Here is a 24,276-nt window from a genome sequence, read left to right on the forward strand (position 1 = left end):
CCTACTCGTCGTAATTGATAATGGGTTTGTTTAATTTTAGAGAGCGTTCACGTGAGCGTAAGTCGTTCCATAGACTCAATCGTGAAGACTTACCTGCTAGTTTTCCGTTACCTGCCTTGGACTTCATTAGCCAAAGGTTTTTACCATTGAAGCTATAAACAGGTAATAGGTCTCTTCGTTTTGAAGCGCGCATTATTTCAGGGTTAATGTTGTCTAAAATTAGCGGCTCGGCACTTGGTGTAGAGTAATACGCCAGTACCATGTGAAATTGGTTTAACTCAAGAGCTTTTACGTACACTAAACGTAGTTTTTTATCAGGTACGCCAAGCTCCAAAAGTGAAAAGTATTTAGCAATTGTGAAATCTTCACAGTCGCCGGCATTACTTCCTAAAAACTCTAAAGGTGTTGCCCAGTAGTCGTTTTTCCCCCACAAGACGTCATCATTCACAAAATACAGTTGGTTAAAAAACCGGTTAATTGAGGTTAACTTGTCTGCTTCACTTAAATTTTTATACTCAGAAATATTTGAGCGCCAAGTCGAAACTCGTTTGCCCGCTCTTTCACCGTATGTTTGGGTTACTGCACTAACCCATTGTTGATCTTTCGTATTCAGTGCTGAAGAGGCAAATGAAGCACACAGCGTTAAAATAAGCGCAGCACTGCTTAGGCTTTTAATGTTGTGTTTATTGCCGAGCTTCTTTCCTCGGAGGCTATATACCTTATTCTTTAAGGGCATTATTTTGAGCACTTAGTATTGGCTTCAATATATATTCTAGAACGGTTCTTTTACCTGTAATGATATCGACTGAGGCGGTCATTCCTGGAATGATCGGCAGTTCTCCGTTGTTACCAAATGAATGCTGCTCTGTTCTAATTCTTACGATATAAAAGCTATTACCTTCCTCATCTTGAGTTGTATCGGCGCTGATATGCTCCAAAATTCCTTCTAAACCGCCGTACTTGGTAAAGTCATAAGCACTAAGTTTCACGATAGCTGCAAGCTGAGGGCGAAGGAAGGCGATATCTTGAGGTGCAATCTTCGCTTCAATTAATAGTGAATCTTCTGTAGGTACGATTTCTACAATGTCCATACCCGGCTGAATTACACCGCCGACTGTGTTAATGCCTAATGTTTTTACTGTTCCCGTTACAGGAGATACCACAACAGTTCGGTTTACTCTGTCAGCAAGACCAACGGCAGATTCTGTCAGTGCAGACAGCTTATCTTGTGCTTGGTTTAATTTCTCTTGTTGGTCTGAACGGAAATTAAGTGCGGCATCAATCCGGCTAAGTTGGGCTTCCTTAATCGCGGAGCGAAGTAGGGGGATCTTTAACTCACTAGAGGTCATCTCACGTCGAGTATCGTTCACTTGTCTTTGCAGTTTTAATAGCTCAATACGCGGTACAACGCCTTCATCAGCAAGAGGCTTTGTAATCTCAAGCTCTTTTCTAGCAAAGCGGTAGCTTTCTCGTAAGTTTTTAGTTCGCGCAAGAATTTCTACAAGGTCTTGTTGTTTCTGTTCGACTTGCTGGTCAAATACCGATAATTGGTTTTTAAGATTATTCAGGTCTTGTCTGTATTCTGCTTTTTGGCGACTAACGAGTTTTGGTTGGAGTTCGTAAAATTTAGGAGGGAAGGCTAATTTATTGAAATCAAGGCGGATGCTTTGTTCCCAATTTTTTTCAGCTGAATTTTCATCAATCACCACACTGGTTAAAGAAGCGGATAGCATCAAAACACTTGCTGTTAAGTTTGCAACTTGCTGCTCACGCTCACGAAAATCAGAACGAAAACGAGTGTCATCAATTAATAGTAACTGCTGGCCTTTTTGAACTTGTTGACCTTCTTTAACCAGAATCTCTTTTACTAAACCACCTTCAAGGTTTTGCACTACTTGAATTTGCGAAGAGGGAATGACTTTACCTTGTCCCACTGTCACTTTGTCTATTTCAGCCCATGCTGCCCACCCAATAGCAGCCACAAAAAATAGCACCATTACCCATAGCATGATGCGGGCACTTGTTGGAGTATTTAGTAGAAGTGCCGCCGTTTTGTCGTCGACATACTCCAATTCAGTGGTACTAAGCTTATTAAAACCTTTGTGGCTCATTTATTGTCCTTGTTTACGTAATAAAAGTAAGCTTCTTGAGTGTATTATTAGTTAATATAAATGTTAAGGCTTTGTTTTTATTTGCCCTTCAACTTAATGTATTTTATCAAGTCATCCATTTTTAAAATTGGTTTTATCAAGTTGGTGCTTTTTCAGTTTGTCATAAAGCGTTTTCCGAGATACTTGTAATTCTAGCTGCACATCTTTTAATCGTCCGTGATATCGATGGAGAACTTCAATCAATAGAGTTTGCTCAAACAGATCTATTCGTTGATTGAGTGATTTTTGCTCATCGCTGGCCAGGCAATTGATACCTGAAAGGTCACTTGGTTTGAGTGCTCTTAGCTCCGCATGTTGGCGTAGCTGCTTGATATTTTCTGACCATGATTTGTTTGTAAGTTGCTGAATTTCTTCTTCGGTAATAGTTGGTGGTGGTAATTGATAGCGACTCGCCGCGCTTCGTGCAAAGTGTTTAAACAATATACGAATGTCTTCTTTACGTTCACACAAGGGTAACAAATCGAAGCGACGGAACTCACTGTGAAATGTTGTCGGTGGGGTGTGGATCGCGATAATGATACTAGTTGCACATTCGTTGCACTCTAATTTTAAGTCAGTAAGCCAAGTCCATTGTTGAACGGTTAGTATGTCTGCTTGATAGAGGTAGATTGTGCCGATCTGAGGTTTAGAGAGCCTCTGAAAAAAAAATTGCTTAAACTCTGTTTCATTGTGAGCTGGTAATTCATGAGCCGCTAGTGCGTAGAGCTCTGAATCATATGGGTGGTGAAGGTCGTGTAGATATTGTGCGGTGATGCGTTTACCTGTACCTGTATCACCGACCAATAACATGAAATTATCTTGCGTTGGGTTCAATGCGACCAGATCCCGGCGCAGCTTGACCATCGATGGAGATTGCCCAAGGAGCTTTGGTCCTACGTGAGTCTGCATATCTAACTCTTTGCGAAGCAATACATTTTCTTGCATCAAGTCGAGCTTGTCAGTTGCTTTTTGGATTGCCGTTTGCAACTTATCAATCGCAAAAGGCTTTTCAAGAAAGTCATACGCGCCAGCTTTCATTGCAGACACTGCTGTTTGAACATCCCCATGCCCAGTTAAAACGATGACTTGGAAGTGGGCATTTTTTTCAAGTAACTGCTGAGTAAACTCAATGCCTGTCATTACTGGCATATGTATATCTGTGATAACGATACCTGCCTGCGAAGTGTCGATGCACTGCAAAGCTTCGACAGCGTTGGGGAAACAAGTGATCATTACGCCTTCAATAAGCATGGCTTGCTGTACTGAATCTCGAATTGCGGGTTCGTCGTCTACAAAGTAGATATTTGGCATGTTAACTCAGTCCTTCTGAATGCGTCACAGAATCTCTTCATTCGTTAATTTTGGTAGGTGCGTTGTTTGTGGTGTTGAAAATTGTTTGGGCTGTTAACAACAGAGAAAACTGCATACCGGATGGCTTTCTTGTCTTAGCCTGTATTTCACCGCTGTAAGCTTCGATAATTCGTTTAGATATGGATAATCCGAGCCCTAACCCTTCAGGTTTTGTCGTAAAGAAAGGATCGAATAATTTAGGCAGCTGTTCTGAAGCAATACCTGGTCCATTATCCCAGATGACTAACTCACATTGATCATTACTTAGATACCAGTCAATGCCTATTTGTGGACTAGGGTGTTGGTTAAGCGCTTGAGCCGCATTGTGAATCAGGTTAACGAGCACTTGCTCCAATTCTGTAGGATGAATGCTCAATAGGATGTTTTCGGGTATCGCCGAAAGTCTTAGCGTAATGCCTTGTTTAATCATGGCGGCACTGAGAATACTGGTGGCATTGCTAACTGCGTCGTGCAAGTTTGCTACGTGATGCTCTTCTTGGTTAACTTTACGAGTAAAGACTTTCAAGCGAGCAATAATTTCTTCAATCGACAAGTTAAGCTCAATCATCTTTTGGAGATTGCTTTTCACCATATCAGTCTGGTTCATTTCTAGCAGCTTTAAGCTATTTTCACTGTAAGTCCTCAGTGCAGCTAAGGGTTGGTTAATTTCATGATTAATACTGGCTGAAAGCTCTCCCAGTACGGCCAGTTTGGCGGTTTGAGTGAGTTCTTGTTCGGTTTGCTTGAGTTTTAGTTTGGACTCTTGGTATTGAAAAATAGTTTTCTGCAATTGCTGATTTGAGTGCTGCAAATATTGAGTGCGTTTGTCTACCGTATGTTCTAAGTGCTTATTAAGATCAGTCAACGCTATTTTGGCTGTGTATGTTTGCCGCCATGACCAAGCGATAAGCGCTAATAAGCTATAGATGATGAGAAAGATGAAGTCGGCTTGTAGCACTTTGATTTGCCCAATTCGGGCTTCTTTAAGGGCGATAACTTGATAATCACGGTTCTCTACTGCGATTGGATAAAGTTTAAATGCGTGATGGCTTAGTAACTGTGAGTGGGGCACAGAAGCATTCGGTGCAATGAGTGTTTTAAATTCATTAATGATCTGAATGGTGTTGCGACCGTATTGCCGGTTTTGATTAACTTCAAATTGTTGATCTTCATTAAGAGGACGAAAGGCTTGATATAACCAACGTTTATTCGTTGATAAGAATACTATTTTGTTGCTATCAAGAATCATAATTTCAAAACTATTGCTTGCTAAGATTGCCTCTATATTTTCCAAGCTAACTTTTACCGTAATCACGCCAGCGATTTCACCGTCAACAGTCAGTGGGGATGAGATGAAATAACCCCGTATATTCGATAACGCCCCAAGCGCAACATACTGAGCTTGGTTACCTTGGATGGCCTCACTAAAATAAGGTCTGAAAGAGAAATTTTCACCTAAAAAGGTGCGTGGCTTTAAGTAATTACTGGATGCGATTACTTTTCCTGTTCGGTCGTGGATATAAATAGCATCAGCAAGACTTTGATTTGACCATTCAAGTAGCAGTTCATTCAGGTTTTGCTTTGGTTCATTTGATGTTAAAAAAGTTAGTAGCCTTGGATCGTGTCGCAGTAAATTCGGAATTTGCTTAAATTTAGCTAATTCAGATTCAATTTGTAGGTTAGCTTTGTTGGCTGCGTCCTTTAGCTCTTTTGAAACCACTTTATCTTGGTATTGAGTAGCGATATGGTGGGTAGCATAGAGCCCAACCCCACCAAAAATTAGAGATAACATTAAAAAAGATTTCAAAAAAAACAAAGGTCTAACGTTCAAAATAAACTCAGTACAAATCAGCATTTTTAATATGTTATCAGTATGGGGAATGAAGTAACGAGATCTTGTTAACACCAAGGTTTTATACCGTGTAATATCCTACGTGATGGGCTTGTTTTTCAATAGATTAGAGCGCAAAATCACAGAAAATCCTAAGGAGCGACCAAATGGAACTGACAGATATTCGCCGCGAATACGCAAAAGGCGGGTTACGACGTAAAGACTTACATGCTGATCCAATCGACCAATTTAATTTATGGTTGGAACAAGCGATTGAAGCTAAGCTCACTGACCCAACTGCGATGACAGTGGCGACGGTGGATAAAAATGGTCAACCATTCCAACGCATCGTACTACTGAAGAATGTAGAAGAAGATGGATTTATTTTTTACACGAACCTTGGTAGCCGAAAAGCGCAGCACTTAGAAGATTGCAGTAAGATCAGCCTACACTTCCCATGGCATCCACTTGAGCGACAAGTTCATATTACCGGTACTGCTGAAAAGTTGACTGCTTTGGAGAACATGAAGTACTTTTCTTCTCGCCCAAAAGAGAGCCAATTAGCAGCCATTGCAAGTAAGCAAAGTAGCCGAATTTCAGCTCGTGGTGTTTTAGAGGGTAAATATTTAGAGCTGAAACAAAAGTTCGCTAAAGGTGAAATACCAGTCCCAACATTTTGGGGTGGTTTTAGAGTGAAACCTGAAAGTATAGAGTTTTGGCAAGGTGGCGAACACCGCCTACATGACCGTTTCTTATTTTCGCGTGATGACAGCCGTTGGGATATTGATCGCCTAGCACCATAGGTCACGATTCATAGCGAGTCTCTCGTATCAAATCGACAGTAATGTAAGCCGCTACTTTTCTATTATTTCAAGTCACTCAATCTATGGAGTGACTTGTTCTCATTTATTCGTTTAGCCTCTTAATTGATTAAATTACGGATTACTTCTTCATACTTTTTGAGCTTGATGCATCACTGTGTAAAACGACTGATATCTGCTTCTTTAATAAGGTTTCAGGTATGACGGATCCTAACCCTGAGTCTAATGCATAATCCGTTAATTGGTTTTTGCTGGTGGCGTTAAACTTGGTTTTGAGCCGCGCAACATGGCCTTCCACTGTCTTAATTGAAATGTTTAATGTGTTGGCTATGTACTGGGGCTTCTTTCCATAGAGCAAAAGGAATAAAACTTCAGACTCTCTTGTTGAAAGTGATTTAGATAATTTAGATTGGCGAGGCTTAGAGCCCGATAGTGAGCCTTCACCTACATCCGTGCTAGTTGCTCTACAAACCCAGTGTCCCACTTCAAGAATCGCCGTGTCGGTGAGTTCTTGCCCATAGAAAATCGTCCCTTGGACTTTCCCACCTTCATTAAACCAAGGTGTTTTTGTGAAGATATGAGCGTGCCAACGCCCATCAGGGTAAGGGTGTATATCCAGTACTTTTAATGTTTTTTGTGTTTCCATCACGTACTGATCTTGGTCTCGAAACTCTTGCGCGCATTCAACTGTTTGGCTTGGCATGTCAAAATCAGTTAGCCCTTCACAACTGTCGCTATCACCTAACCCGATTAAGTCTAAGTAAGCCGAATTCGTATAAACGAAAACAGATTGAGTATCTTTACACCCCCAGCAACCAGGTAACTGTTCAAAGAGGGATTGTTGAAGATTAGGAGGAGGTGTCGACAAAGTTAAAATCTCTAATATAAGTCAAACTTAATGATACCAGTTTCTTATTGTGGTGTGTGCTGAAAAGCATGTATCAGTGCGCTTCAAAGTACTGTTCGTTTAGTAATTATCCAACGTCGATTTAGCTTATTTTGAAGATAAAGATAAAGATAAAGATAAAGATAAAGATAAAGATAAAGATAAAGGGATTAGGTGTGTTAGACGCTGAAATTTGAAAGCAAGGCAATACTAGATAGACGGCAAGGTATATAAACAAAAAAAGCCAGCCTGAAGAAGGGCTGGCTAAGGACAAGGAAAACCTTGTCGACGTGTAGAAGAGTTCTAAATGGGTTCACGAGGGTATGTAAACCCATTTAGAGACATCAAACGATGTCAGAGTGACTTACTACCCTGAAACGTAATTTACAGTGTGTGGCAAAACGAAAAAAGGGGGGATATCCCCCCTTTGTTGACTGGTAGCTAGTTAATTACAGTATTTCGGATTACAGCTCTCGAAGTACTCTAAATCCTAGGTAGTTTGCAGAAGTTGATGGCGCGATATTTAGCTCATTAAAGACTTTTGCTTCGTTTGGTGAGAAGCTCCAAGCTCCACCTTTGGCACTACCTTGCGGGTTTTGTGTCCATTCCCATACGTTACCCACCATATCGTAGAAACCTGTCGGTGTTGGTGGGAAGGCACGAACTGGAGAGGTGCTGTTATTAGACCAAGGTGTACCAGACCAACCGGTATTCGCTTTCCCTGCACCAAAGTCATTTCCCCACCAGAAACTTGTCTCTTGACCTGCACGAGCAGCCACTTCCCATTCATCAGCTTGTGGTAAGCGGTAAGTGAAGCCCGTTTCTTTCGATAGCCAACGAGCGTAGTTCGCCGCATCACTTCGGCTAACGCATACTACTGGTGAGCTATCGGTCTGTTTAAAGCCAGGGTTACGCCAATAGCTATCTGGAATTGGCGTGATTTCAGTATTACTGATGCTATTGCAAGTATTGGTTAATTCAGCATCGGTTTGATAGCCTGTTTTTTCCACGAATGATTTAAACGCTTGAACTGTCGTTGGAGTTGCAGATAGAGCAAAAGGCTTATCCACAACCACTTGTCTCGCATTATTTTCACCGAGTAAGTAACGACCCGCACCAACCACAATCATCTCTGGGCTTTGGCTGTGATCAGGCATTGGGTCTGCAAACTTGCTGCCAACATTCAGTGAGTTTTGTTTCGCTTGCAGAACGGCTCTTAAATTATGGTCGCGAGAAATCTCTAGTTCTTGATGGAAAGAAAGGTAGCCTTCCTTTGCAATGGTGATCATATGTTTGCCGGTAGGAAGCATTACTTCTACAGGAGTACTACCATACTTAACGCCATTGATAGCCACGTTGTCGTTGTATTGGTTTGAACGAACTACCAAATTTACCCAAGCCACTTCTTTTTGCTGATCGTTGGTTTGCTCATCGCTTTTTGTAAAACAACTTGATGACTTAATATTGAGAAGTCGACAAGGCGTATTCTTATCTGGTCGAGTTTCTAGATTAGCTTTTACAATTGCTTTGTATTTACTGCCTTCGTAAAAACTTGCGGTGGTTACGGTATGATCTAAAACATGAATATTTAAAGACGTTGATGCTAAGTTATCTTTGACTTGCTTCGTTTCCGTTGTGTTATCAATCACGCTGTTTTGAAATTGATTAACGGCTTTTTGAAGCGCTAAGGTAACCGTTTGATTTGAACATTGTGCAAGTGTCATATCGCTGCTGCAATTGTTCGTAAAGCTGACGGTTTGCGTGTCAGATTGAGTCAACTCACCGCGAAGGCGTTCTGCTCTTGCTCTTAATTTTGTGTTGTTCAGTGCCGCGATTGAAGTTTCTATTGAAGACTTTTCTGCTTGAATTGCGTTTAGTTCAAGCAATAAGGTTTGATGTACTTGCTCTGAGTCACTCACCGCGCTTTTGCTGTCTTTTACTGTTTTCCAAGCCCCTTGGAAACGCTTTTGAGCCGGAGCAATATCAAAATCAGGTTCATCAATCATACGAGTGTAGTCTTGCTCTAAACTTGATTTAGCTTTTGCTAGGCTGCTTTCAGCTTGGTCTGCAAGTTTCGTTAAACGTACCGTTTGCTGCGCACGGTTATCAACTTGATTCTGCTTCTCTGCGAGTTTTTTCTTTAAAGACGCAAGGCTTGCATGTTCGTCAAATAACGAGCTTTCAATCTCCGTGACGGTAGAAACATTGGTCACTGGTGAGGAAGAGGTTTGCGCTAGGACAGCAGGCGTCATGATGCAGGGAGCAAGTGCAAATAGTAGAGCAGGAAAACCTTGTCGCATGTTGGGCTACTTCAATCAATATTTAGGTGAATAAGATATTCTAAACGAAAACGCCATTTTGTCTTAAGTTATCTTTTATAACTATCAACAAAATGGCGAATATTCATTCAGCTTTGTGAAATAGGCACGTCTATCTAGAAGTATTAGCTTTCTTTACTCGGAAGTAATTTTACCCAAATAGTATCGCTGCCATTAATGGTTACAGTGCGGTTGTAAGATTCGTAGCCATCTTTAGACACAGTGACTTGATGACGACCACTTGGTAAAGCCACCTCAATAGGTGTACTGCCGTATTTAATGCCATTGATGGTGACAGAGTCATTGTACTGATCAGAACGAACCGTCACGTTAGCCCACTGTTTGTCATTTTTTTTGACTACAGCAGCTTGGCTACCGGTTAGACAGTAGCGAGTCGATACATTTAATAAGTTACATGCCGCAACAGCTTCTGGTTTTGCTTGAAGCTGAGCCTGAATCTGCATGAAGTAAGAGTTGTTGCCAGAGAAGCCACTTTTGATAGTTTGGCTATCTTGAACGTGAATATTCAGTTGAACATCTTGCAAGTTTTGTTTTGCTAACGTGTTCTCTGTGAGCTGTTCAAGTAACTGAGCTTTGAATGTTTGTACTGCTTTTTGGTTGGTTAAGTATTTACCTTGCGAAGTACATTCACCAAGTGTCATGGTTGATGAACACGTTGTTGTGTAGCTGGTTTCAAGAACGGCACTCTCACGCAGCTCTGTTGCGATACGTTTAACACGTGCTTCAACTTTTGATTCTTTCAGATTCGCTAACTCATTATTCAAGCGAGCTTGCTTTTGTTTGATTTGAGAAAGACGAATTTCGCTTTCACTCATCGCTTGTTGGTTATCAAGCAGAGAAGATTGATTCTCTTTAACTGCGGCCCAAGCATCTTGGTAGCTTTTCTGAAAAGAAATTAAGTCAATCTCTGGGTCTTCAAGTAAGCGGCTGTACTGCTTGTCCAGTACTGACTTACTTCTATTACGCTTAGCTTTTAATTCTTCGCTTTCACGTAATAACTTAATATTGGTATTTTTTAGCTGCTGTAGATCTTCAGTCGCTGATATTTTTGTCGCTGAAAGTTGCTCAATATCTGAGTTTTTATTCTGTAATTTTGCATCGATAGCTGAAACGGGATCGACTTGATTCAGTTCTTCAGCTGATACCGATGCAGATACCCAAAAAGGGGATAGCGCAAGTAAAAGCGCTGAAATTCGAAAGTTAGTCATAGGTCCCTGCAGCATGTAAAAATTAAATTGGCTCATTCATTTAGTGTTAAATTTCTAGTTGTTGTTCATCAGTTATTAGCAATTAACACAATACTCTCCTTTATACCGTTTTATTGTATTCCAATCTACTCTAAAGCCTTGTTTCGGTACTTTCTCAGCATTTTTTGAATTTAAGACCAGCAATTTGAGCTTTATACGAAATTTAAAATAGAGAGTGTGAAGTAAAGGAGGGGCTATTTTACCTGAATTGATTTTACATAAACCGTAACTTAACACTTCTTGATCATCTTTCCGGAGGCATGATCATAAGGATCATTTTATTTTTTCATTCTTGATCTTCGAGATGTGGTGCTATAGCCGAAGCTATAACAAAGGATGCAATTTACAAATTCATCTTATTTCGATTTAGGAGTATCATTCATATCTTGTTGACCGGAATATTTATGCCATGCCTAAAACACCACTTTTTCCAAATATTGACCTTCAACCCCTTGGTTTATCAATGCCGCGCCCTGCGGAAATCATCACGCTGCCTTCACATATGGACTGCCATGAGCATCAGTATTCACAAGTTGTGATTGGCTTGAAAGGTCAGGCCGAATTTGAGGTTAGTGGTAAAGGTAATTTAGTGGGGCCTGGGCAAGGTTGTGTAGTGACGGCTAGCTCTGATCATGCTTTCGGGGGAGTTGTTGGTCAGTCGGATATTTTAGTATTGAATATGCCTATGCCAACCAATGATGATCCACTGATGCTAGAGAAAATTAATCAACTGGCTTCATCGAATATCTACTTTCAATTAGACATGCAAATTCAAAAGCTTATACAAATGTTAGTACAGGAAATGCAAGCCAGTCCTGATGATTTGTTGTTAAGCAGAGCATGTAATGACACGGTTATTGCCCTGCTTCAAAGACACATTTCTGAATTCGAAACATCCGTTAAAGATTCGCGTTTCGACCTTGATGCATTAGACAGATATATCGAACAGCACCTTTCTAATAAGATCTCAGTAGCTCAACTGGCTGGTAGCGTGTTTCTTGGTGAGAGCCAGTTCCACATGCTCTTTAAAGATCAAATGGGCATTACTCCCCATCAATATGTCCTAGGGAAGAGAATTGATCTTTCACGTAAGCTCATAGAACAAGGAAATTTAACCTTAGGACAAGTTGCCGAACTTTCCGGTTTTTCAGGTCAATCTTCATTCACCCATACCTTTTCTCGCTTGCAAGGTATGTCACCATCTCAGTATAAAAAACAAAAACTTGTTAAATAGTTAAACAAAACGACATATTATTTTAAGCTTTTTCATGTGACCATGTTTTTATTTTGTTAATAAAGCGAGTTTTTAGCAAAAAACTCGGAGTTTTTGACAAGTATTCCTTATACACTCAAAATACACTGCTGCCATTGTAGAGATCCCGAACTAATTTCGGGTGTGAGATTAAGGAAAACGCATGTTTACAGCTACTGATGTGTTAAAGCCAGAATTTATTGAGCAGCCGCTTGATACACTTTGGACGCTTATCTCACCATTATATATGGTGGATGAAACCCAATGGCTAAAGCAACTACTGCCGCTAGCAACCCCTTCTGAGGCTGAAAAAGCGCAAATTACGGATAAAACGACTAGCTTAATTGAAGCTATTCGTGCCGATAAGTCATCGATCCAAATGATTGATGCACTGCTACTTGAGTACAGTTTAGATACCCATGAAGGGATCTTGTTGATGTGCTTGGCTGAAGCTCTTATGCGTATTCCTGATTCAGCGACCGCAGATGCTTTAATTCGCGATAAGCTAAGCGTGGCCGACTGGAAATCTCACCTTAAAAACTCTGATTCTGTTTTTGTTAATGCTTCTACTTGGGGGCTTATGCTCACTGGTAAAGTGGTTGGCTTATCTAGCAAAGAGCAGCAAAGCCCAACTCAAGCGGTTAATCGCTTAGTAAACAAACTCTCTGAGCCTGTTATTCGTAAAGCGATGCACCAAGCCATGAAAGTCATGGGGCACCAGTTTGTTCTTGGTCGCAGCATTGCTGAAGCTCAGAAAAACGGTAAACCAATGCGCGAAAAAGGTTTCACCTATTCGTTTGATATGTTGGGTGAAGCGGCATTAACTACTGCAGATGCAAACAAGTACTTTAAAGATTACTTGATGGCGATTGAAGCTGTTGGTAGAGATAACCTAAGTTCTAACAGTAGTAGCTCTAACAATGGCAGCGAAACAAGCCCGCTTCCTTCGGTTTCAATAAAACTATCGGCGCTTCACCCTCGTTACGAAGTCGCGAATGAAGATCGTGTCCTAAGTGAACTGTACGACACCGTGATTCAATTGCTTAACCGAGCAGTAGAGTTGAATGTTGCAATAACGATTGATGCAGAAGAAGCCGATCGCTTAGAACTGTCTCTTAAACTTTTCAAAAAACTGTACAGCTGTGATTTAGTTAAGGGCTGGGGCAAGCTTGGGATTGTGATTCAAGCGTATTCGAAGCGTGCTCTTCCTGTTCTTATGTGGTTGAACCGCCTAGCGAAAGAGCAAGGTGATTTAATCCCACTTCGTTTAGTAAAAGGCGCTTACTGGGACAGTGAAATTAAATGGTCGCAACAAGCTGGTTACGATGATTACCCTGTTTATACTCGCAAAGAGGCAACCGATGTTGCTTACTTAGCGTGTGCTCGCTTTTTGTTAAGTGAAGGCGTCCGAGGCAATATTTTCCCTCAATTTGCTAGCCATAATGCTCACACAGTATCTGCTATTGCAGTGATGGCTGAGCACAAAGACTATGAATTCCAACGTTTACATGGCATGGGTGATTCACTTTATAACCATGCAATGGAAGCGTACCAGCAGTCTGTTCGTATCTACGCGCCTGTTGGCAGCCACAAAGACCTACTGCCTTACCTTGTTCGTCGTTTACTTGAGAATGGTGCGAACAGTTCTTTTGTTCACCGTTTAGTGGATGCGCGTTGCCCAGTGGCAGAGCTAACTCAACACCCTGTTGATATGCTTTTAGCGTTTGATACGTTGAATAACACGAAAATCCCTTTGCCTTCACAAGTCTTCCCTGAGCGTAAAAATGCTTATGGCGTAAACATTGATATTGAAAGTGAAGCTCAGGTATTTGAGAAACAAGTACATTCTTTCCTAGACAAGCAATGGACAGCGGGTCCAGTGATCAATGGTCAATCTCTTTCTGAAAGCATGATCAAGGCGGATCACAATGTAGAATTGATTACTGCACCTTACGATCGTCGCATTCCTGTTGGAAAAGTGGCTTTTGCAAACCTTGATCATGTTTCCGAAGCGATTCTGGGTGCGGAAGCTGCGTTTGGCGATTGGAAAGAAACATCTATAGAGATAAAGAGTGCTGCGCTAGACAAATTGGCGGATTTGCTCGAAGAGAACTTAGCGGAGTTGGTGGCGATTTGTCACCAAGAAGCGGGTAAAACCATTCACGATAGTATTGATGAAGTACGTGAAGCGGTTGATTTCTGCCGTTACTACGCAAAGCAAGCAAGTAACCTTGAAGCTTTCGAGTTGACTGGATTTGATGGTGTTTCCCGTAATGCTTCTCGCCAAGGTCGCGGTGTCTTTGTTTGTATAAGCCCTTGGAACTTCCCGCTGGCTATCTTCTTAGGTCAAATTACAGCGGCATTGGTCGCAGGTAATACGGTTGTGGCAAAACCGGCTGAACAAACCAGCTTAATTGCTGCTCGTGCTATGGAGTTGATGGCAGAGGCTGGGTTCCCAGCTGGTACTATTCAATTGCTACCAGGTCGTGGTGCAGAAATTGGCAGCGCGTTAACCAGCCACAATGCGATTGCTGGTGTTGCCTTTACCGGCTCAACGCCAACGGCGCAGCGTATCAATGTTTCACTTGCGACTCGTAAAGCTAAGCCAGTTCCGTTCATTGCGGAAACGGGTGGTCAAAACGCGATGATCGTTGACAGTACTGCGCTTCCTGAACAAGTAGTACGTGATGTGGTGCGTTCTGCCTTTGCTTCTGCAGGTCAACGTTGTTCTGCTTTACGTGTTCTGTTTATTCAAGAAGACATTGCAGACCGTGTGATTGGTTTGATTCAAGGTGCAATGGATGAGCTAAGCGTAGGCATTCCGCATTTGCATAAGACAGATGTGGGTCCGGTTATCGACAGTAATGCCAAACTTAAGCTGCTGGCTCACTTAGAAACCATGACTCAAACACAGAAGAAAGTCGCGCAGCTGACATTAGGGTCAGATTGTGAACATGGTGATTTTGTCCCTCCGAGTGCATTTGAAATCTCCGACATCAGTTGCCTGAAAGAAGAACAGTTTGGTCCTGTGCTACACATCGTTCGTTTTAAGGCGAGTGAATTAACGCAAGTGGTTGAGCAAATTAACCAAACGGGCTTTGGTTTGACGATGGGCATCCACAGCCGTAATGAAACGACTTACCGCTGGATCGAGAAACATGCTCGAGTGGGTAACTGTTATATCAACCGTGACCAAGTCGGTGCTGTGGTCGGTGTACAACCCTTTGGCGGCCAAGGTCTATCGGGCACGGGTCCAAAAGCGGGTGGTCCACATTACTTGTACCGCTTTACTGACGTTCAGTTTTCTCAATCTCAAAGCAAGGCATAAGGAGCAGTATCATGGTTCATCAAGTGACGGGTTTTTCTGATGCTTTGCTGGCGTGGGAACAGTGGAATTTAACCGATTTCGATCATAAAAGTGCGTTTGTACTTTCACTTAAATCTGAAATCGAAAGTGTATCTCCAGAGCTAGCGGCAGTGGTTTCTTTCCATCTTCAGCAAGCGTCTTCGTTATTGGAAGAAGGGCACTCATTGGTTGGTCCAACCGGTGAAACAAATGAGTTATATGCTGCTGGTCGCGGTGTTGCATTAGTGGTTGTCGATCATTGTGATGCTTCTTTGCAAGCTCAACAAACAGCGATGGCAATGCTCACTTCAGCGTTACTGGCTGGCAATAGCGTGCAGCTTTGTAGTGATGATGTGGAATTCACAAACTTAATTGAAAAAGCGGTGCAGCAAGCTAGCTTTCCTTCAAACCTTGTTCAGGTTACACCTTATGATGCGGCTCAACAGCTGTTGTCATGCGATGTAAGAAGTGTTGGCTATGTTGGCAACACGGAAACAGAACAAGCTATCAATTTACAACTTGCTAAGCGTGACGGTGCTATCGTCGGTTTAGTGTCTGAAACGGATCTGAACGCAATGAATATTGCCCACGATCCACACCTATCGCTGCGCTTTATTACAGAGCGTACGCGAACTATAAATATAACAGCCGTGGGTGGTAATGCGACCTTGCTAGAGCTTGGAAGCGAAGCCCACTAACCTTCAATACTTTCCCACTTAAGCATCAATGTTTAAGTGGGTTCCCAGTACTATTTTTAATGCTGTGCAATACGGCAGTGGCGAGAGTGTGCTGGGCAGGGAAGGCGATTTTAAAATGAGGACTATCAAATGATAGAAAATAGTTTTGCAATAACATCCACGTTTATTGCGTATCTGATCATGATGCTTGCGATCGGAGTTATTGCTTACAAACGTACATCCAACTCAAGTGATTATTTCTTGGGTGGTCGTAGTTTAGGCCCTTGGCCTGCGGCACTTTCTGCCGGTGCTTCTGATATGAGTGGTTGGTTGCTGCTTGGTTTACCTGGTTATGCTTATGCTGCTGGTTTTGAAGCGTTTTGGCTTGCTGGTGGTTTATTAATTGGTACATGGGCAAACTGGCTTATCAGTGCTAAGCGTTTACGTACTTACAGTATTACGACTGAGTCTCTGACTTTACCTGAGTTCTTAGCTCGTCGTTTTAATGACAACTCGAAGCTGATCCAAACAATTTCTGCTTTCTTCATTCTTTTATTCTTCCTTTTCTACACAAGCTCAGGCTTGGTAGCTGGTGGTAAATTGTTTGAAACGGTATTTGGCCTAGATTACACAACAGCGGTTATCATCGGCACAGTGTGTGTTGTATCGTACACGTTATTTGGTGGTTTCTTAGCGGTATCTTGGACGGATTTAGTGCAAGGTCTACTGATGTCGGCAGCACTATTAATTGTGCCTATTGCAGCAATGAATGGTGGCTTAGGCCAACTTTCTAGCGACCTTCATACCATCAACCCAGAGCTTCTTACACTTTGGAATGATGCGAAAGGTGAGCCACTTTCAGCCATTGCTATTATCTCGCTTGCAGCATGGGGTCTTGGCTACTTTGGTCAGCCGCATATCCTTGCTCGTTTTAAAGCAACACGCTCGAATAAAGACTTAACTACGGCTCGCCGTATTGCGGTTGTTTGGTCTGCATTGTCTATGGTTGGTGCAATGCTGGTAGGTTTAGTTGGTTTGATTTACGTGACTAATTCTGGTTCTCCAGCATTAGATGACGGTGAAAAAATCTTCATGCTTCTTGTGAATGCAATGTTCCACCCTGTAATTGCAGGCATCTTACTTGCTGCAATTCTAGCGGCAATCATGAGTACTGCTGATTCACAACTTCTTGTTTCTTCTTCAGCTCTAGCAGAAGATTTTTACAAGCAGTTATTGAAAAAAGATGCAACATCAGAAGAGATCGTTCGCGTAGGTCGTATTGCTGTTGTACTTATTTCTCTAGTTGCTCTATTCCTAGCTATGACCCCTGATAGTTCAGTACTAGGTCTTGTATCTTATGCTTGGGCTGGTTTTGGTGCTGCATTTGGTCCAGCTATCGTACTTAGCCTATATTGGGCTCGTATGAACCGTAACGGTGCTCTAGCGGGTATTGTTGTGGGTGGTGTGACGATTGTACTTTGGAAGCAATTCACTGGCGGTTGGTTCGATGTGTACGAAATCGTACCAGGTATCATCCTTTCAACCATTTCAATTGTGGTAGTAAGTTACATGACTGGTGAACCAGAAGATTCAGTTAAGAAACAGCACGCTGCATTTGAAAAGAACTTAGTTGAATTAGATTAAGGCTTACCTAGATTAGGTTGAACTGAATTCAGTTTACAAACCTTATGGCTAAGTAAATGATACATAATGATTAAGTAAATTAAATAGAGTCACTTCGGTGGCTCTATTTTTTTATGTGGATTACATTGAAGGTACCCATATGTAGCCTTGTCTTTGTGTTGCAGTTTACGTTTTGAAGATGAGCTAATTGCCTAGCATTTTGGACAACCTACAACCTATTTCATCTGCAATACGAGTGGGTGGACACCGCTTCTATACTTAGTTAGAGGTGCGGTTTTTTATTCACGGCTAGGGGAGGTCATTGTTACGTAACAAGTGATTTACATTGTAAATTTAAGCTATATAAGGGAAAGCGTTGGTGAATAGTTTAGTTCTGAGGTTTTTTGAAACGTGACAGATGTTTCATGTCATATAAATGGACTTAAAAATGTCGATTTATTGAACACACTCCTCATTTTTATAATCCCCACGATGAATTACGGAACTCTATCGGACAAGATGTGTCAATTGTCAGTAACTACACAAACCTGATAGGACGAAGGTATGCCAGATCTATATTGCAAAGCATGTAAAAGAACGACGTTACATAAGTCAGTGATGAGACGTTGTGAATTGGAAGCCGATACCCTTCCCGGTCGAATGCAGCAGTGGGCAGCTAAGTTTTTTAGTGGTGAGTGTTATTATGAAATGGAAAGACAGCACTTTTGTAGAACATGTAACTGTCGTTCTGAAAGCCAAAGTACTGTCCCTCAAACCCAGATTGGGCTAGCCTGACATTGCTATTGAGTTATTCTTTTAAGCATTAAGCATTAAGCATTAAGCATTAAGCATTAAGCATTAAGCAGCGTTGCTGAAGTGTAGTGTTGCTTCACCGTCAATCATGACTGGCCAACCATAACTTGCGTATTCTAGAGCTAAGACTCGCGCTACGTCTTTAGAGACTGTTGTGTGAGTCCATGAGCCTATTCCGTAAGGCTTGTATGCAAGTACTTGTGTCATCATTATCGAGTATCCTTCTCATATTTTTCTCTATTATTAGCTTTACCTTATTTAAGTACTTGTCTGTATAGCTCAACTTATTTGTTACAAAGGTCATTATTATTTCAAGTTATGAATATCGAGCTCTCATATTTATGGTTGATCATTTAATATTTGTATTATTTATAATTTAGTGTGATTTTTGTTAATTAGGGTAGTGCTCTACCTTGGCTTGGCTGCTTACCTCACTTAATATTCGATTCATGAATTGTGATCTCAAACTGTTTATTCTTACTCTATGTACTCTTCTCTGAGATAAACTTCCCTGCAATCAAAATGTAATTTAATTGTTAATTTGTGAAGGGACTTTTCTTCCTATTTTACCATTTAGAATATAATCCGATATTCAACGTCACATTAGAGTTTTTATGCCGCAGCATCATTTAGATCGTATTGATAAAGAAATACTACGAATTTTACATATGAAAGGGCGCTTGCCTGTTGTTGAGCTTGCTAAGCAAGTTAACTTGACAACTTCACCGTGTTCAGACCGATTGAAACGACTTGAAAAAGAAGGTTTTATTAAGGGTTATCACGCAGAGCTGTGCTCAGAAAAGCTGGGTTTGGATGTGCAAGTTTTTATCCATATTCGCTTGGATCAAACTAGTTTTTCAATCTTTGAGAAATTTGCTCAGGCAGTAGAAATGATGCCAGAAGTGGAAGAGTGCTACTCACTGTCTGGTGATTTTGACACTATGATTAAAGTTAGAGTGAAAGACATGAAAGCTTACCAAGCCTTTATGGCTACAAAATTGGGGACATTACCTGGAGTCATTCAAACTCGAAGTGAAGTTGTGATTGAAGAACACAAAACTGGCTTTGGCGTGAATGCTGAACTGCTGGACACTTTGCCCTAAGAAGCGGCTTACTTGAGAAAATACGAGCGCCTTTAGGACAACTGTTAAGCGAATATAAAAAATGGAAGCTCATGAGCTTCCATTTTTAATTCGTGAAGGCTGACCTATGTATCAATCAACTTCCATTGTTTAGTGTCAATCCCGAGCTAAACAGCTTTGTAGTTGCAGAGCTTCAGAGTAATTCACACAGCATAGACTTATACAGTTAACGCTGCTGAGATTAAACCGATTAAACCGCCGAACACTCCGCCCCAAACAACAAGCCAGCCTAAGTGCTGCTTAATCATTTGTTGAACCATCTCTTTGACCAGTTTAGGTGTCAGTTCATTCAATCTTTGGTCGATAATCGCTTCGATGTTTTGTTTAATCTCATCCATCATCGCTGGAGACTCTAGCTCTTCTTTTATCGCATTTTTCACCGCATCACTTTGGCTGATCTCTACAACTGAAGCTTGCATCTTTTCTACAAATGGAGCCTTTAACGGTTGAAGAGCTTCTGTTCCGCCAACCATAGCAAGCATTCCACCGAAAGAAGAGTTAGCGATCACTTCTACTAAAGAGTCGAAAGTGGGATTGAAATCAATCTTGTTGATTACTGGCTCTAGGTTAAGTGACTTACCTGACATTTCGCTGTTTAGAAAGCGGTCAATATTATTGTCAGTGAAGAACTGTTCCATCATTAAATGCTTGATAGCGGCTTTGAATTCTTCAAAACGAGCGGGGATAACACCTGAGCCATATAGTCCCGGTACTTTTTCGAAAAGCATATGAATGGCTAGCCAGTTGGTGACGGCGCCAGAAAAAGCGAATAAACCGGCGTATAAAAGATATTGGCTCGCTAGCGAATAACCAGCACCTAGTAAAGCAAGTGCAAGGAGGTTAGTAAGAATACTTTTGTTCATGATTGATCTCGATATAAGTCATTGGCCGAGATTTTAAGAAAAAAAGATAAAATATGAAAGGAGAACATCGTGAGGTGGTAGGTAAAAGCAAGGCTAGCCTCCCCCCGAAGTCTAGCCTTATTCCAGAAACGCGCAAGCGAAGCGTCTTGGTTTATTGTGTGATTATAATGTTACAACATGTCGTTTTGCTATAGCTGCTTTGCAATTACTGGTCTACAAAGAGTGAAGTGAATCGCATGTTTTGTAACCAACATTTTTAATCTTCTTTTTCTTGTCCTAAGTCGTCGCCAATGAACCCACCTGTTTGGTGGGCCCATAATTGAGCATAGATACCATCTTGGCTGATTAGCTCTTTATGGCTGCCTTGTTCAACAATGTTACCTTGGTCAAGTACGATCAAACGATCCATTGCAGCAATGGTTGATAGGCGGTGTGCAATTGCAATAACCGTTTTGCCTTCCATCAGTTCAATCAAACTTTCTTGGATAGCAGCTTCAACTTCTGAATCGAGGGCTGAAGTAGCTTCATCAAGTATCAACAAAGGTGCGTTTTTCAGTAATACACGTGAAATCGCAATTCGTTGACGTTGGCCACCAGAAAGCTTTACGCCGCGCTCGCCGACTTGAGCATCATAACCAACATTACCAAACGGGTCGGTCAGTGTTTCCACAAACTCGTGAGCGTGGGCTTGCTTAGTTGCGGCATACAGTTGTTCGTCGCTCGCATCTGGATTGCCATAAAGAATATTGTCTTTAATGGAACGATGCAGCAAAGAAGTATCTTGCGTTACCATGCCAATCTTGCTGCGCAGTGAGTCCTGTGTCACTGATGAAATGACTTGGTCATCAATGCGAATCTCACCGCTTTCTACATCATGGAAGCGCATCAGTAAGTTCACCAGAGTGGATTTACCCGCACCAGATCGCCCAACTAATCCAACCTTTTCACCCGGCTTGATATCTAAGTTTAGGTTATTAATGACACCTTTATTCTCACCGTAGTTAAAACTGACGTTATCGAACGTGATACCACCTTGAGGAACAGTGAGTGGTTTAGCGTCAGGTTTATCTAAAATATCAACAGGTTTAGATAAAGTCTTAATGCCATCGATTACAGTTCCAAGGTTTTCGAAAAGACCGCCAATTTCCCACATGATCCACTTAGACATACCATTAATACGTAGCGCTAAACTGATCGCAATGGCAATTGAACCCACACTTATCGCGCTGTCCATCCATAGCATGATGGAAATTGCTGCAATACTGAAGACCAGTAAATAGTTCGCAATCTCTACCCAAATATTAAAGGCTGTAACTAAGCGCATTTGTCTATGCACAGTATCTAAGAAACCTTCCATGCCTTCTTCAGCGTATTCGGTTTCTCGCTTACTATGAGAGAAAAGCTTCACTGTAGCGATGTTGGTGTAGCTATCTACAATGCGCCCTGTCATTAATGAACGGGCATCTGCTTGCTCTGAAGATACGTCTTTTAGTTTCGGTACATAATGCAGCTGAATACTAATATAAATGAATAGCCAGATAAGCATTGGAGCCATTAAGCGCCAATCTGCTTCAGCTAACATGAAAATCATGGCAGTGAAGTAGACAATCACATAGACAAACACATCGACCATTTTCATGACCGTTTCACGCACAGCCAGCGATGTTTGCATTACTTTTGTTGCTATTCGCCCTGCAAAGTCATCTTGGTAAAAAGATAAGCTTTGCTTCAGAAGGTAGCGGTGAGCCAACCATCGAATTGCCATTGGGTAATTACCAAGCAATGTTTGGTGAAGAAGCAATGAATAAATCGCGATGGTCACCGGCATAATGATTAGCAGCAACACACCCAAGCCAATTAGGGTTGATTGGTTATCTGCTAAGAAAGTTTCTGGGTTGCTTGTCGATAGCCAATCAACAAGTTGTCCCATAAAGCCGAATAATGATACTTCAATAACCGCAATTGCCATGCTCATTAAGCCAAGGATAATTAACGGTTTTTCAAAGCCTTTGGTGTAATGTCGACAAAATGCCAATATCCCGCTAGGCGGTTGTATTGGCTCATCCTTAGGGAAAGCTTCGGTGAAGCTTTCAAATTTCTTATACATATAGGTTTCCTTACAAAGCCTCATTCATGAGTGCTTAAAGCCATTTTTGTTGTTATTTATTTCTTTTATATACTCTGTGACGTTACATATCTGAATGCCGATCTAAATGTTAAAAGTTTAGTGTTCTCGCTGTGATGGCGAGAAAAGTGCTGGGTTAAGTTTTCGTTATAATAAACAGGGAGTTTGCTTGAAAATTAGAAGAGATACCGCGTGACTCTGTCCGTTATGCTGCTGATTTTATAATCCTACCGTTTATTGGATTAAAATGTAACCAGATCAATGCTTTTACACATTTAGTTTATCTTGATAAATGAGTTGTTAACATCCTAGTAATGTTAAATGCGGTTCAAACAACAGTTAAAATTACGGCTATTTACTTATTAGTCAGTAAAAAAACGTTGTAGAAGGGAAAATAGCTGCGATTTCAGTGAATTTTAACGTAACATCTTGTTTACAATTCTCGTTAGTTAAATGAGGGGGATAGTCCAGATGTTAAGCCTACATAAAAAACCACTGCATGTTACCAACGTTCAAAATGCTAACTGCGTTGTTATGGTGCCACCTAAAGAGTTTCGTTTTAATGAAGAAACCGCGCGCGATAATGAATTTCAGCATCAAGTGAATTTAAGTGAAGCTGAAGTGAAACAACAGACTATGGATGAGTTTAAAACCATGGTGATGTTATTGCGTAAAGAAGGTGTGCAAGTTGTAGAGTTTGACTACCCTGAGTCTGATGTTGAAACCCCTGATGCCGTATTCCCTAATAATTGGTTTAGTTCATGTTCTGATGGCAGTTTGTATACGTTTCCTATGGCTTGTGAAAACCGCCAGCAAGAAGTTAAGCCTGATGCATTAGTTACCGCACTGGAAGAGTCTGGTCGTATTGTTAACCAAGTGGAGTCTCTTGAGTCTTACCTTAAAGAAGGCGCTTACTTGGAAAGTACTGGTGTGATGGTGATCGATCACATCAATAAAACCATTTATGCTGCACTGTCGCAACGTTGTGATCGTGAAGTGCTAGAAGATTATGCCAAACGTATTGGCTACAATCGTGTTGTGTCTTTTCAAACTGCTTTGCCTTCAGGGCACCCGATCTACCATACCAACGTAATGATGGCGATAGGTGACAATTTCTGCGTAATTTGTGATGAAGTCATTCCTGAGTTCGAAAGACGTTTTGTGATTAAATCTTTAGCGAAAGATAAGCAAGTGATCTCTATCTCTTTAGATCAAATGAACCGTTTTTGTGGCAATATTTTACAGTTAGAGACGATCAACGGAGATAAAGTTATTGCTATGTCTCAGTCAGCTTACGATGCTTTTTCACCCGCACAGCTCGCGCAATTATCGACTCACGGAAAGTTGCTGCCTTTCAACGTAAAAACGATTGAAGATATTGGCGGTGGTAGTGTTCGTTGCATGCTAGGTGAAGTCTTCTTGCCTACCAGAGTCAATCAACTTTAGTTCCACTCCCCATTTTATGCGATAGCTTTTCATATGATCGACTTTTGCTTTAGTAGAGTTTATTTTTACTAAAGCAGTTGTCTCTGTGGAAATTGACACTTCTACTTCTACTTCTTAGCTCCTAACATCATTATCCAATAATTTTTTACTCTTATTTTCATCTATTTATATTGTTAGATTTATTACTAGCTTGGTTTCATATTTCTGATGTATAAATAACCACAAAATATCTATTGCAAATATAAATGATATTTGTTCTTATTCTCATCCGTTGGTTTTTACAGCCTAAAATGGAATTAAGAATGACTACATTATTACCCACTAAGAGCTTTATCTCTTTAGCAATTAAAGCTTCATTTTCTACT

General features: G+C 41.2%; 18 protein-coding genes. 8 read left to right on the forward strand and 10 right to left on the reverse strand.

Features of this window, described 5'->3' with window-relative positions; genetic code table 11:
* Position 1: 1 nt before the first annotated feature.
* From L4C37_RS02615 to L4C37_RS02630, 4 genes are all read right to left on the reverse strand, one after another.
* Positions 2–736: a transglutaminase-like cysteine peptidase gene (locus L4C37_RS02615; protein WP_137371820.1), complete on the reverse strand. Its 735-nt coding sequence runs from the start codon at positions 734–736 to the stop codon at positions 2–4.
* A complete protein-coding gene (locus L4C37_RS02620; RefSeq protein ID WP_137371821.1) occupies positions 720–2,111 on the reverse strand; it encodes an HlyD family type I secretion periplasmic adaptor subunit in 1,392 nt (463 codons plus the stop codon). Before L4C37_RS02620 ends, L4C37_RS02615 begins: the two co-directional genes overlap by 17 nt.
* Positions 2,112–2,222: 111 nt before the next feature.
* Positions 2,223–3,461 (reverse strand): sigma-54-dependent transcriptional regulator, encoded by a 1,239-nt coding sequence (locus L4C37_RS02625; RefSeq protein WP_429767785.1) that lies wholly within the window; start codon positions 3,459–3,461, stop codon positions 2,223–2,225.
* Between the two features lie 37 nt (positions 3,462–3,498).
* Positions 3,499–5,355: a sensor histidine kinase gene (locus tag L4C37_RS02630; RefSeq protein ID WP_429767885.1), complete on the reverse strand. Its 1,857-nt coding sequence runs from the start codon at positions 5,353–5,355 to the stop codon at positions 3,499–3,501.
* 143 nt (positions 5,356–5,498) lie between these two features.
* On the opposite strand from L4C37_RS02630, the gene pdxH reads away from it, so the two are divergent.
* Positions 5,499–6,134: a pyridoxamine 5'-phosphate oxidase gene (pdxH, locus tag L4C37_RS02635; RefSeq protein WP_273294062.1), complete on the forward strand. Its 636-nt coding sequence runs from the start codon at positions 5,499–5,501 to the stop codon at positions 6,132–6,134.
* Positions 6,135–6,273: 139 nt separating this feature from the next.
* Here pdxH and L4C37_RS02640 read toward each other — a convergent pair whose 3' ends face one another.
* The 3 genes from L4C37_RS02640 to L4C37_RS02650 form a co-directional block, all read right to left on the reverse strand.
* Entirely contained in the window at positions 6,274–7,020 is a 747-nt protein-coding gene (locus L4C37_RS02640; protein ID WP_273294061.1) for a helix-turn-helix transcriptional regulator, read from the reverse strand.
* Between the two features lie 482 nt (positions 7,021–7,502).
* Positions 7,503–9,338 carry an SUMF1/EgtB/PvdO family nonheme iron enzyme gene (locus tag L4C37_RS02645; protein WP_429767786.1) on the reverse strand — a complete coding sequence of 612 codons (1,836 nt, stop codon included), beginning with the start codon at positions 9,336–9,338 and terminating at the stop codon, positions 7,503–7,505.
* 143 nt (positions 9,339–9,481) lie between these two features.
* Positions 9,482–10,585 carry a PEGA domain-containing protein gene (locus L4C37_RS02650; RefSeq protein WP_429767787.1) on the reverse strand — a complete coding sequence of 368 codons (1,104 nt, stop codon included), beginning with the start codon at positions 10,583–10,585 and terminating at the stop codon, positions 9,482–9,484.
* A 448-nt stretch (positions 10,586–11,033) separates the two neighbouring features.
* Between L4C37_RS02650 and L4C37_RS02655 the strand changes: the two genes are divergently transcribed.
* The 5 genes from L4C37_RS02655 to L4C37_RS02675 all read left to right on the forward strand — a co-directional run bounded on the left by L4C37_RS02655 (position 11,034) and on the right by L4C37_RS02675 (position 18,317).
* Positions 11,034–11,858, forward strand: a complete 825-nt coding sequence (locus L4C37_RS02655; RefSeq protein ID WP_137371827.1) for an AraC family transcriptional regulator — start codon at positions 11,034–11,036, stop codon at positions 11,856–11,858.
* 181 nt (positions 11,859–12,039) lie between these two features.
* The gene (gene putA, locus L4C37_RS02660) at positions 12,040–15,204 is read left to right on the forward strand and encodes a bifunctional proline dehydrogenase/L-glutamate gamma-semialdehyde dehydrogenase PutA (RefSeq protein ID WP_429767788.1); all 3,165 of its coding nucleotides are present in this window, start codon (positions 12,040–12,042) and stop codon (positions 15,202–15,204) included.
* An 11-nt stretch (positions 15,205–15,215) separates the two neighbouring features.
* Positions 15,216–15,920 (forward strand): 1-pyrroline-5-carboxylate dehydrogenase, encoded by a 705-nt coding sequence (locus tag L4C37_RS02665; RefSeq protein ID WP_273294056.1) that lies wholly within the window; start codon positions 15,216–15,218, stop codon positions 15,918–15,920.
* Between the two features lie 132 nt (positions 15,921–16,052).
* Entirely contained in the window at positions 16,053–17,543 is a 1,491-nt protein-coding gene (gene putP, locus L4C37_RS02670) for a sodium/proline symporter PutP (protein WP_137372256.1), read from the forward strand.
* A 543-nt stretch (positions 17,544–18,086) separates the two neighbouring features.
* Entirely contained in the window at positions 18,087–18,317 is a 231-nt protein-coding gene (locus tag L4C37_RS02675) for a hypothetical protein (RefSeq protein WP_137371830.1), read from the forward strand.
* Between the two features lie 63 nt (positions 18,318–18,380).
* Here the strand turns inward: L4C37_RS02675 and L4C37_RS02680 are convergent, their stop codons facing one another.
* Entirely contained in the window at positions 18,381–18,545 is a 165-nt protein-coding gene (locus L4C37_RS02680; RefSeq protein WP_167493981.1) for a hypothetical protein, read from the reverse strand.
* Positions 18,546–18,949: 404 nt separating this feature from the next.
* Between L4C37_RS02680 and L4C37_RS02685 the strand changes: the two genes are divergently transcribed.
* A complete protein-coding gene (locus L4C37_RS02685; RefSeq protein WP_137371831.1) occupies positions 18,950–19,438 on the forward strand; it encodes an Lrp/AsnC family transcriptional regulator in 489 nt (162 codons plus the stop codon).
* 197 nt (positions 19,439–19,635) lie between these two features.
* Here the strand turns inward: L4C37_RS02685 and L4C37_RS02690 are convergent, their stop codons facing one another.
* Complete coding sequence (locus L4C37_RS02690) at positions 19,636–20,340, reverse strand: DUF445 family protein (RefSeq protein ID WP_273294055.1); 705 nt, start codon at positions 20,338–20,340, stop codon at positions 19,636–19,638.
* A gap of 256 nt (positions 20,341–20,596) precedes the next feature.
* A complete protein-coding gene (locus tag L4C37_RS02695) occupies positions 20,597–22,447 on the reverse strand; it encodes an ABC transporter ATP-binding protein (protein ID WP_273294054.1) in 1,851 nt (616 codons plus the stop codon).
* Between the two features lie 489 nt (positions 22,448–22,936).
* Here L4C37_RS02695 and L4C37_RS02700 point away from each other — a divergent pair, with 489 nt between their 5' ends.
* Complete coding sequence (locus tag L4C37_RS02700) at positions 22,937–23,911, forward strand: arginine deiminase-related protein (protein ID WP_137371834.1); 975 nt, start codon at positions 22,937–22,939, stop codon at positions 23,909–23,911.
* The last annotated feature ends 365 nt before the right edge of the window (positions 23,912–24,276 follow it).

It is taken from the genome of Vibrio kagoshimensis (assembly GCF_050337535.1).
Lineage (GTDB): Bacteria > Pseudomonadota > Gammaproteobacteria > Enterobacterales > Vibrionaceae > Vibrio > Vibrio gallaecicus.

Excerpts from the sequence above, each read along its gene's own strand:
- putA (WP_429767788.1), top strand. The coding sequence starts at position 12,040 with ATGTTTACAGCTACTGATGTGTTAAAGCCAGAATTTATTGAGCAGCCG.
- L4C37_RS02620 (WP_137371821.1), bottom strand. The coding sequence starts at position 2,111 with ATGAGCCACAAAGGTTTTAATAAGCTTAGTACCACTGAATTGGAGTAT.
- L4C37_RS02690 (WP_273294055.1), bottom strand. The coding sequence starts at position 20,340 with ATGAACAAAAGTATTCTTACTAACCTCCTTGCACTTGCTTTACTAGGT.
- L4C37_RS02625 (WP_429767785.1), bottom strand. The coding sequence starts at position 3,461 with ATGCCAAATATCTACTTTGTAGACGACGAACCCGCAATTCGAGATTCA.
- L4C37_RS02675 (WP_137371830.1), top strand. The coding sequence starts at position 18,087 with ATGCCAGATCTATATTGCAAAGCATGTAAAAGAACGACGTTACATAAG.
- L4C37_RS02685 (WP_137371831.1), top strand. The coding sequence starts at position 18,950 with ATGCCGCAGCATCATTTAGATCGTATTGATAAAGAAATACTACGAATT.
- L4C37_RS02630 (WP_429767885.1), bottom strand. The coding sequence starts at position 5,355 with ATGCTGATTTGTACTGAGTTTATTTTGAACGTTAGACCTTTGTTTTTT.
- L4C37_RS02665 (WP_273294056.1), top strand. The coding sequence starts at position 15,216 with ATGGTTCATCAAGTGACGGGTTTTTCTGATGCTTTGCTGGCGTGGGAA.
- L4C37_RS02650 (WP_429767787.1), bottom strand. The coding sequence starts at position 10,585 with ATGACTAACTTTCGAATTTCAGCGCTTTTACTTGCGCTATCCCCTTTT.
- L4C37_RS02700 (WP_137371834.1), top strand. The coding sequence starts at position 22,937 with ATGTTAAGCCTACATAAAAAACCACTGCATGTTACCAACGTTCAAAAT.
- L4C37_RS02615 (WP_137371820.1), bottom strand. The coding sequence starts at position 736 with ATGCCCTTAAAGAATAAGGTATATAGCCTCCGAGGAAAGAAGCTCGGC.
- pdxH (WP_273294062.1), top strand. The coding sequence starts at position 5,499 with ATGGAACTGACAGATATTCGCCGCGAATACGCAAAAGGCGGGTTACGA.
- L4C37_RS02680 (WP_167493981.1), bottom strand. The coding sequence starts at position 18,545 with ATGATGACACAAGTACTTGCATACAAGCCTTACGGAATAGGCTCATGG.
- L4C37_RS02655 (WP_137371827.1), top strand. The coding sequence starts at position 11,034 with ATGCCTAAAACACCACTTTTTCCAAATATTGACCTTCAACCCCTTGGT.
- L4C37_RS02645 (WP_429767786.1), bottom strand. The coding sequence starts at position 9,338 with ATGCGACAAGGTTTTCCTGCTCTACTATTTGCACTTGCTCCCTGCATC.
- L4C37_RS02695 (WP_273294054.1), bottom strand. The coding sequence starts at position 22,447 with ATGTATAAGAAATTTGAAAGCTTCACCGAAGCTTTCCCTAAGGATGAG.